The sequence below is a fragment of the Azohydromonas aeria genome, from assembly GCF_009760915.1.
Taxonomy (GTDB): Bacteria; Pseudomonadota; Gammaproteobacteria; order Burkholderiales; family Burkholderiaceae_C; genus Azohydromonas; species Azohydromonas aeria.
Window position 1 is genome coordinate 44,674 of the sequence record NZ_VIDQ01000054.1, and the last position, 8,176, is coordinate 52,849.

The 8,176-nt window shown below is 72.2% G+C and carries 7 protein-coding genes; 3 read left to right on the plus strand and 4 right to left on the minus strand.

The genetic code is table 11. The annotated features are described in order from the left end of the window. Positions 1 to 58: 58 nt before the first annotated feature. The 3 genes from FJ694_RS25055 to FJ694_RS25065 form a co-directional block, all read right to left on the minus strand. Positions 59 to 1,141 carry an asparaginase gene (locus tag FJ694_RS25055; protein ID WP_157270048.1) on the minus strand — a complete coding sequence of 361 codons (1,083 nt, stop codon included), beginning with the start codon at positions 1,139 to 1,141 and terminating at the stop codon, positions 59 to 61. 131 nt (positions 1,142 to 1,272) lie between these two features. Further along, entirely contained in the window at positions 1,273 to 2,208 is a 936-nt protein-coding gene (locus FJ694_RS25060; protein WP_157270049.1) for a transporter substrate-binding domain-containing protein, read from the minus strand. A gap of 234 nt (positions 2,209 to 2,442) precedes the next feature. Then, positions 2,443 to 4,968: a PAS domain S-box protein gene (locus FJ694_RS25065; protein ID WP_198320981.1), complete on the minus strand. Its 2,526-nt coding sequence runs from the start codon at positions 4,966 to 4,968 to the stop codon at positions 2,443 to 2,445. A gap of 550 nt (positions 4,969 to 5,518) precedes the next feature. On the opposite strand from FJ694_RS25065, the gene FJ694_RS25070 reads away from it, so the two are divergent. From FJ694_RS25070 to FJ694_RS25080, 3 genes are all read left to right on the plus strand, one after another. Then, a complete protein-coding gene (locus FJ694_RS25070; protein WP_157270051.1) occupies positions 5,519 to 6,502 on the plus strand; it encodes a sulfite exporter TauE/SafE family protein in 984 nt (327 codons plus the stop codon). A gap of 176 nt (positions 6,503 to 6,678) precedes the next feature. After that, a complete protein-coding gene (locus FJ694_RS25075) occupies positions 6,679 to 7,113 on the plus strand; it encodes a response regulator (protein ID WP_157270052.1) in 435 nt (144 codons plus the stop codon). Positions 7,114 to 7,270: 157 nt separating this feature from the next. Further along, positions 7,271 to 7,717, plus strand: a complete 447-nt coding sequence (locus FJ694_RS25080) for a response regulator (RefSeq protein ID WP_198320982.1) — start codon at positions 7,271 to 7,273, stop codon at positions 7,715 to 7,717. Positions 7,718 to 7,771: 54 nt separating this feature from the next. Here FJ694_RS25080 and FJ694_RS25085 read toward each other — a convergent pair. Further along, a partial coding sequence (locus FJ694_RS25085; RefSeq protein WP_259373178.1) for a phosphate acyltransferase occupies positions 7,772 to 8,176 on the minus strand: 405 nt, incomplete at its 5' end.

The window sequence follows — 8,176 nt, forward strand, 5'->3', positions numbered from 1 at the left end:
CGGCTGGCGGGATGCGCCGCATCACCTGCGTTGCAACTCCGGCCGGCGCCAACCGCTGTCAGTACTCCATGAAAAACCGCTGCACCTCGCGCGCGTCCGTCGTGCGGGTGAGCGCCAGCGCGGCCAGGATGCGGGCCTTCTGCGGGTTCAGGTCATGCGCCACGACCCAGTCGTACTGGTCGTCGGGCTGCTCGGCGTTGCGCAGCACGAAGCCGCCGCCGCCCACGCGCGTGGAGCGCACGATCTGCACGCCCTTGGCGCGCAGCTCGCGCAGCGCCGGCACCACCTGCGCCGACATCGAGCCGTTGCCCGTGCCGGCATGGATCAGCGCCTTGGCGCCGCCGGCGGCCAGCGCCTTGTAGGCCACGTCGCTGGCGTTGCCGCTGCCGTAGGCGATGCCCACCGTCGGCAGCGGCGCCCGGATCGCGTCGATGTTGAACTCGCTGTTGACGGTGTGGCGCTTGACCGGGGCGCGGAACCAGTAGGTCTTGCCCTCCACCACCATGCCCAGCGCGCCCCACGGGCTCTTGAAGGCCTCGGTACGGATGTTGACGGCCTTGCTCACGTCGCGGCCCGAGTGGATCTCGTCGTTCATCACCACCAGCACGCCCTTGCCGCGCGAGGCGCGGTCGGCCGCGGTGGCCACGGCGTTGTACAGGTTCAGCGCGCCATCGGCCGACAGCGCCGTGCTCGGCCGCATCGAGCCGACCAGCACCACCGGCTTGTCGGTGGGCACGACCAGGTTCAGGAAGAAGGCGGTCTCCTCCAGCGTGTCGGTGCCGTGCGTGATGACGATGCCGTCCACGTCGTTCTGTTTCGCCAGCGCCGCCACGCGGCGCGCCAGCGTCAGCAGGTGCTCGTCGGTGAAGCTTTCCGAGGCGATCTGGAACACCTGCTCGCCGCGCAGGCTGGCGAGCTGGCCGATCTCGGGCACGCTGGCGATGAGCTTGTCCACCGGCACCTTGGCCGCCTGGTAGGTGGCGCTGTTGGCGGCGCTGGCACCCGCGCCGGCGATGGTGCCGCCGGTGGCCAGGATCACGACCTGCGACGGGGCCTGGGCCTGCTGTGCGTGCGCCGACGCGGCCAGCGCCAGGCCCAGCAGCGCGGCGGCCAGCGGGCGGGAGAGATTCACGAGCTTCATGGGACGGGTCTCCGGGGTGGTTGCTTTGGTATCGGAAGGTGGCCGCCCCTCACCCTGGTGCGGCGGGGGCCAGCCTTTGGCGGCACCTGCGGCGGCTGGCCGCGGGCGCGGTGCGCGGTGACGGTGGGCTGCTACCCGGGCAGCCGGTCGTTGGGGTTGCGGTAGAGCTGCAGCAGCGGCTCCGAGGGCGGCCAGTTCAGGTTCAGGCCCCTGGGCGGGATGGGCTTCTGGAACCAGCGCTGGTAGAGGCGCAGCGCCTCGCCCGAGCGCATGAGCCGTTCCAGGCCGCGGTCCACCACGGCCTTGAAGGCGGCATCGCCCTTGCGCAGCATGCAGGCGTACACCTCTGACGCCAGCGGCGTGCCGACCACGCGCCAGTCCTCGGGCTTGCGGGCCTTGGCGCGCTGGGCGTGCAGCAGCGCGTCGTCATGGATCACGGCCTGCGCCTCCCCCTCCTCCAGCAGCCGGAAGGCGTCGCCCTGGTCGCGCGCCAGCAGCACCTTGGCGCGCCGGCCGTGGCTCTCGTTCCAGGTGTGCAGCAGCCGCTCGGAAGTGGTGCCGGCAATCACCGCCACGCGCCGGCCTTCCAGGTCGGCGAAGTCGTTGACGCCCGAGTCCTTGTGCACCAGCAGCCGGATGCCGACCACGAAGATGGAGTGCGAGAAGGCCACCTGGCGCTCGCGCTCGGCCGTGTGCGAGGTGGCGGCGCATTCCAGGTCCACGGTGCCGTTCTGCACCAGCGGGATGCGGTTCTGCGCCGTCACCGGCACCAGCCGCAGCGTGAGCGCCGGCAGCTTCAGCTCGGCCTTGATGCCGTCGAGCAGCCGCAGCATCAGCTCGTGCGAGTAGCCCGTGACCTGCTTGCGGTCGTCGTAGTACGAGAACGGCACGGCGTACTCGCGGTGACCGAGGTTGATGGTGCCGGTCTGCGCGATGCGCTCCAGCGTGCCGCCCAGCTCCTGCGCCCGCGCCGGCGCCGCGCCGAGCAGGGCCAGCAGAGGCGGCAGCACCCACGTGAGGAGCAGCAGCCACGGCAGCAGGCGCCGGGAGCGGGGACGGGAAGGCATCGGGCGGGACTCCGGGGACGGGGTTCGGGATGCCGCCTCCATCGCAGGGAGCGTGCCAGTGCGACGGCCATGCCGCCGCACCACGCCAAGTGCCTGATTCACATGGGAAATGCGGTGTCGGCGGCGTCGGCGGCGCCGGCGCGCGCACGGAATGGCGGCGCCTGTCCGACGCTTATCCGACGCCTGGGCGCGCCGGACGGACGGATTTCCGTCCGTCCCGCCGCCGCGGCGCGGCTACTCGACGATCTCCAGCTCCACCGTCACGCCGAAGGTGCTGCCCTGGCCCGGCTTGCTGACCAGGTGCAGCTCGCCGTCCATCATCGCCACCAGCCGGCGCACGATGGACAGGCCCAGCCCCGTGCCGCCGAAGCGCCGCGTGGTGGAGCTGTCGGCCTGGGTGAAGGGCTCGAAGATGTGCGCCTGCGCCTCCGGCGCGATGCCGATGCCGGTGTCGATCACCTCCAGGTCCAGCCGCGCGTGGCCGTCGGTGCGAGAGAGCTCGCGCACGCGCAGCGTCACGCTGCCGGCCTCGGTGAACTTCACGGCGTTGCCCAGCAGGTTGATGAGCACCTGTTTCAATCGCAGCGGATCGCCGCGCAGCCGCGCCGGCAGCCCGGGCAACGCGTCCAGGTGCAGCGACAAGCCCTTGGCATCGGCCTGCGGCCGCACCAGCGCGCAAGCCGCCTCCAGCAGCTCGGCCAGGTCGAAGGGCACCTGCTCCAGCCGCATCTCGCCGGCCTCGATGCGCGAGAGGTCGAGCACGTCGTTGATGAGCGCGAGCAGTTGCTCGCCGCCCTGCTCGATGTGGCGCACGAAGTTCAGCGCGCGCTCGGGCATCTCCATGCGCGCGAGCAGGTGGCTCAGCCCGATCACGGCATTGAGCGGGGTGCGGAACTCGTGGCTCATGTGCGCCAGGAAGGCGCTCTTGGCATGGTTGGCGGCCTCGGCCTGCGCGGTGCGCTGGCGCAACGCCTGCTCCAGGCGCTTGCGCTCGCTCAGGTCCGTGATCACGCCCAGGAAGCCCGTGGGCTGCCCCGCGTCGTCGCGCAGCACGCTGATGTTGAGCAGCGCCGGGAAGCGGCTGCCGTCGGCGCGCGCCAGCAGCCACTCGCCGCCGGGCACCGCCGGCCAGCGGCGCCGGTCCTTGGGCTGCACCGGCGGCCACAGCGCGCGGCGCACCTCCGGCGGCAGCCCGCGGATGCGCCGGCGCAGCGTGCGCCGGTCGATGAAGTCGCGCACCGAGCGTCCCGAGGCCTGCGCCGCCGGCAGCCGCAGCAGGTCCTCGGCAGCCGGGTTGAGCGTGGTGATGCGCCCGGCGAGGTCGGTGGCGACGATGGCGCTGGCGGCGCTGTTGAGCACCGTGCGCAGCTCCACCGTGCGCTGCTGCACGCGCCGCTCCAGCAGCTCCAGCGCGCCGCGCTGCTCGTGCACGTCGGTGGCCGAGCCGAACCAGCGCTCCACGCGGGCGTCGGCGCCGCGCATGGGCTCGGTGCGGACCAGGTGCCAGCGGTACTGCCCGTCGTGGCGGCGGATGCGGTGCTCGTGCTCCAGGGAGCGCTGTTCCTGCAGCCCCTGGCGCCAGCGCGCGCGCGTGTCGGCCAGGTCGTCGGGGTGGATCGCGGCCATCCAGCCGGTGCCCCGCGACGCGCTCTCGTCCAGCCCGGTGTACTCGCTCCAGCGCCGGTTGAACCAGTCCACGTGCCCCTCGGTGTCGTTGCTCCACAGCAGGTCGGGCACCAGGTCCACCACGGCGCGCAGCCGCTGCTCGCTCTCGCGCTGCGCGGCCTCGGCCTGGCGGCGCGCGCTCAGGTCCATGGTCACGGCCAGCAGCCGCGGCGCGCCGCTGCCGTCCTCGGCGTCGAGCCGGCTCACGCTGCTCTGGGCATGCACGAAGCTGCCGTCGGGCCGCAGGTAGCGCTTGTCCAGCGTGACCGATCCGCCCTCGGCCAGCACGCGCGACACCACCCGCGCCGTGGCCGCGAGGTCGTCCGGGTGGGTCACGTCGGCGACGTTAAGACGCAGCACCTCGTGCACCGGCCGGGCGACGATGCGCGCCAGCTCCGGGTTGACGCGCAGGAAGCGCCCGTCCGCCGCGATCTCCGACAGCCCCACCTGCGCGCGCTCGAAGATCAGCGCCAGCCGCGCCTCGCTGGCGCGCAGCGCCGCCTGCGCCCGCCCGGCGGCCAGGCTCTCGGCACGCAGCCGCGCGATCAGCATCTGCGGCTCCAGCGGCAGCAGCGACTGCGCCGCCTCCTCGTCGTGCTGGCGCACCACCTCGGTCATGTCCTCGACGCGGTGGATGATCAGCGCCACCTCGCCGTGGCGGTCCAGCACCGGGGTGTTGATCGGGCTCCACCAGCGCTCCTCGAAACCGCCGCCATCGTGCGCGGGACGGCGGATCGGGTAGTGCTGCAACGACATCACGTCGGTGCGCCGCGTGGCCAGCACGCGCTGCAGCGAGGCACGCAGGTTGCGCATGCCGGTGGCCTCGGCATCGGACGGGTCGTCCGGGAAGGCCTCGAACAGCAGCTGCCCCACCAGTGCCTCGCGCCGGGTGCGCGTGGCCTCCAGGTAGGCGTCGTTGACCGCCACGATGCGCAGCCCCGGCGCGCCCAGCACCAGCAGCGGCGTGGGCGTGGCTTCGAACAGCGCGCGGAAGTCGGCCGGCAGCCCGGGCACGATGGCCTCCGGCCCCGCGCCGGCGGCGGGGCCGAGGTCGGCGACCGAAAAGGGCCGCTCGGAGCGGTGTTTATCGTTCATGCGGTCACTGGAATGGGCCGGAGCGGCGCCGGCCCGGCGCGACCGCCACCCATAACCGCGTTGCGGACGCCGTGCAGGCCGTGCAGCCGCCCCCGGGAACAGGCCCGGATCGGACTTCGCAAGCCTACCCGCCACCGGCCCGGCCGACAGCGGCCGGTCCGCCCCCAAAGAGTGCAATCCGCATGCCGCTTCGGCAAGGCGCCGCGCGTGACACGGCGTGAACCGGGAGACACAAGCCGCCGTCCGCAGGCCGTTTGCCGCCCGGCACACCGGTTGTGCACGCATCGGCATGGCCCCCGAAGCCGGGGGCGCGGCCCTCCGGTCCCCGCGCTGCCCCTTTCCTTCGCCCCGGACTGCCCGATCCCTGCCGACCCTGTCGCAAGCATTTGCTAATGCCGTGCTGCCCTGGTAGCGGTGCCTTACAAGCATGGAAACCGCATAAGAAAGCACTGAATGCTTCGTAGGCGAAGCACCGGGCGGCTTATTACCTTGGCGTTTCCGCATCATCGCGCCCGGCATATCCAGCCTGCCGGGCTCTCCGAAAGAGCTCATGGACGCCCGCCCCCTGGAGATCACCGCCCCGCCGCTGGGCACCCCGCAGCCGCCCCTGGCGGCAGCGGCCGACGACTCGTCCCTGTCGCACCACCCGGACGACCATCCCGAGCTGCGCATCGCGCTGTGGGCGGCGGTGTCGATCCTGTGCGGCCTGGTGTCCTACCTGGCGTGGCGGCTCTTCTTCGGCGACCACGGCCTGGCGGGCGGACTGCGCATCGTGCAGGACACGCTGCACAGCAGCACCTTCTGGACCGCCGTGGGCGTGGGCCTGCTGGCGCAGGTGGTGGACGGCGCGCTGGGCATGGCCTACGGCGTCACGGCCACCACCTTCCTGCTCTCCACCGGCGCCTCGCCCGCCATGGCCAGCGCCAGCGTCCACATCGCCGAGGTGTTCACCACCGGCATGTCGGGCATCGCGCACCTGAAGCTGGGCAACGTCAACAAGTCGCTGTTCCTGCGCCTGCTCATACCCGGCATCCTGGGCGCGGTCCTGGGCGCGGTGCTGGTGACGCAGGTGGACGGCAACGCGATGAAGCCCTTCATCTCCGCCTACCTGGTGATCATGGGCCTCTACATCCTGCGCAAGGCCTGGCGCCACCGCCAGCAGCGCCGGTCGCAGCCCAAGCACGTGGCCAAGCTGGCGCTGTTCGGCGGCTTCGTGGATGCCGCGGGCGGCGGCGGCTGGGGGCCGGTGGTGACGAGCAACCTAATCGGCGCCGGCGGCGACCCGCGCACCACCATCGGCTCGGTCAACTTCGCCGAGTTCTTCCTCACGCTCTCGGGCGCCACTGCCTTCATCGTGCTCGCCGGCGAGCCAGGCACCTGGCTGACGGTGGCCGGCCTGGTGTTCGGCGGCCTTTTCGCCGCGCCTTTCGCGGCCCTGCTGTGCCGCACGCTCCAGGCGCGCACGCTCATGACCATCGTGGGCTGCCTGGTCACCGGCATCAGCCTGTTCAACATCTGGAAGGCGCTGGCCTGAACCCGCCACCATCCGGTCCGCATTCCGGACAGCCGCCCCCGGCGCCGTCGTCAGCCTGCCGAAAGCCCGCTCCCACCCGTTGAAAAATGCACAAAAGTGGTGCTCGCATGACACCACTGGGAGACTGTGACCGCTGCAGGACATTTGCCACGGTGTCCGGCAGGCATGCTGGCGCCATGCTGCACCTGACGCCCCTCTCCTCCACCCTGATGCCGGACGATCCGGCCGCGATGTCGCGCACGCTGCGCGTGCTGGTGGTGGACGACGTGCACGCCAACTGTGAGCTGCTGTGCATGCTGCTGGAAAACTGGGGCCATGAGACCGAATCGACCGCTTGCGGTCGCGAAGCCGTGCAGCGCGTGGCCGCCGGCGGCATCGACCTGGTGCTGATGGACCTGGAGTTGCCGGGCATCAGCGGGCTGCGGGCCACGCAGGACATTCGCGCGCTGCCCGGCGGCGCCGGCCAGACCCCGGTGTGGGCCGTGTCGGCCCATTCGCTGGACCACGACGTGGCCCAGGCCCGGGCCTGCGGCGCCAACGGCCACCTGAGCAAGCCGGTGATGTTCGAGGCGCTGCGCGACGTGGTGGACGGCATCGTCACGGGCCGCTGAAAGGTATCCGAAGACGCGGCCCCGGCGCGAACGGGCCGCGCGGCGCTGTGCCTGCTACAGGGCAGAACGCACGTTTTGGCCGCGCGCGTGACACGAAGCCGCGCCGTTGCGGCATTCCTGCGTTTCAGTCGGTTTCGGGCTTGGGCATGCTGGCGGCATGTGTTTGCCGTTCGTCCATTCCGAACTCTCCGACGACCAGCCGTGCAGGGGCGCGGCGGACCGTGCCGCGTCCGCATTGCGGGTGCTGGTCGTGGACGACGTGCCTGCCAACCGCGAGCTGCTGCGCATGCTGCTGGGCCACTGGGGCCATGAGGCCGAGACCGTGCCCGGCGGCCAGGACGCCGTGCGGCGCGTGGCGGCCGGCGGCATCGACCTGGTGCTGATGGACACCGAGATGCCGGGCATCAGCGGGCTGCAGGCCACGCGGGGCATCCGCGCGCTGCCCGGCGCCGCGGGCCGCACGCCGGTCTGGGCCGTGTCGGCGCATTGCCTGGACAGCGACGTCTCCCAGGCCCGCGAAGCGGGAGCCAACGGGCACCTGGGCAAGCCGGTGAACTTCGCCGCGCTCCGGGGCGTGGTGACCGACGTGGCGGCGCGGCGGTGACCCGCCGGGCCGCCACGCCGGGAAATGGCGATTTCCCGGCAGGCGGCCCGGACTTCAGGCGCCCTGCGCGGCAGCGGCCTCGGCCACGTCCGCCACGGCCAGCGCCGTCATGTTGATGATGCGCCGCACCGTGGCCGAGGGCGTGAGGATGTGCGCGGGCTTGGCCGCACCCAGCAGCACCGGGCCCACCGTTACGCCGTGGCCGCCGGTCATCTTCAGCACGTTGAAGAGGATGTTCGCGGCGTCGATGTTCGGGAGCACCAGCAGGTTGGCCTCGCCCGTGAGCGTGCCCTGCTCGGGCAGCAGCCGCTCGCGCAGCTCCTGCGACAGCGCCGCATCCCCGTGCATCTCGCCGTCGCACTCCACGTCCGGGGCGAGCTGCTTGAAGCGCTCGGCCGCCGCGCGCATGCGCTTCGCGGACGGCCGGTTCGAGCTGCCGAACATCGAGTGCGACAGGAA

Excerpts from the sequence above, each read along its gene's own strand:
- FJ694_RS25065 (WP_198320981.1), bottom strand. The coding sequence starts at position 4,968 with ATGAACGATAAACACCGCTCCGAGCGGCCCTTTTCGGTCGCCGACCTC.
- FJ694_RS25060 (WP_157270049.1), bottom strand. The coding sequence starts at position 2,208 with ATGCCTTCCCGTCCCCGCTCCCGGCGCCTGCTGCCGTGGCTGCTGCTC.
- FJ694_RS25080 (WP_198320982.1), top strand. The coding sequence starts at position 7,271 with ATGTGTTTGCCGTTCGTCCATTCCGAACTCTCCGACGACCAGCCGTGC.
- FJ694_RS25075 (WP_157270052.1), top strand. The coding sequence starts at position 6,679 with ATGCTGCACCTGACGCCCCTCTCCTCCACCCTGATGCCGGACGATCCG.
- FJ694_RS25055 (WP_157270048.1), bottom strand. The coding sequence starts at position 1,141 with ATGAAGCTCGTGAATCTCTCCCGCCCGCTGGCCGCCGCGCTGCTGGGC.
- FJ694_RS25070 (WP_157270051.1), top strand. The coding sequence starts at position 5,519 with ATGGACGCCCGCCCCCTGGAGATCACCGCCCCGCCGCTGGGCACCCCG.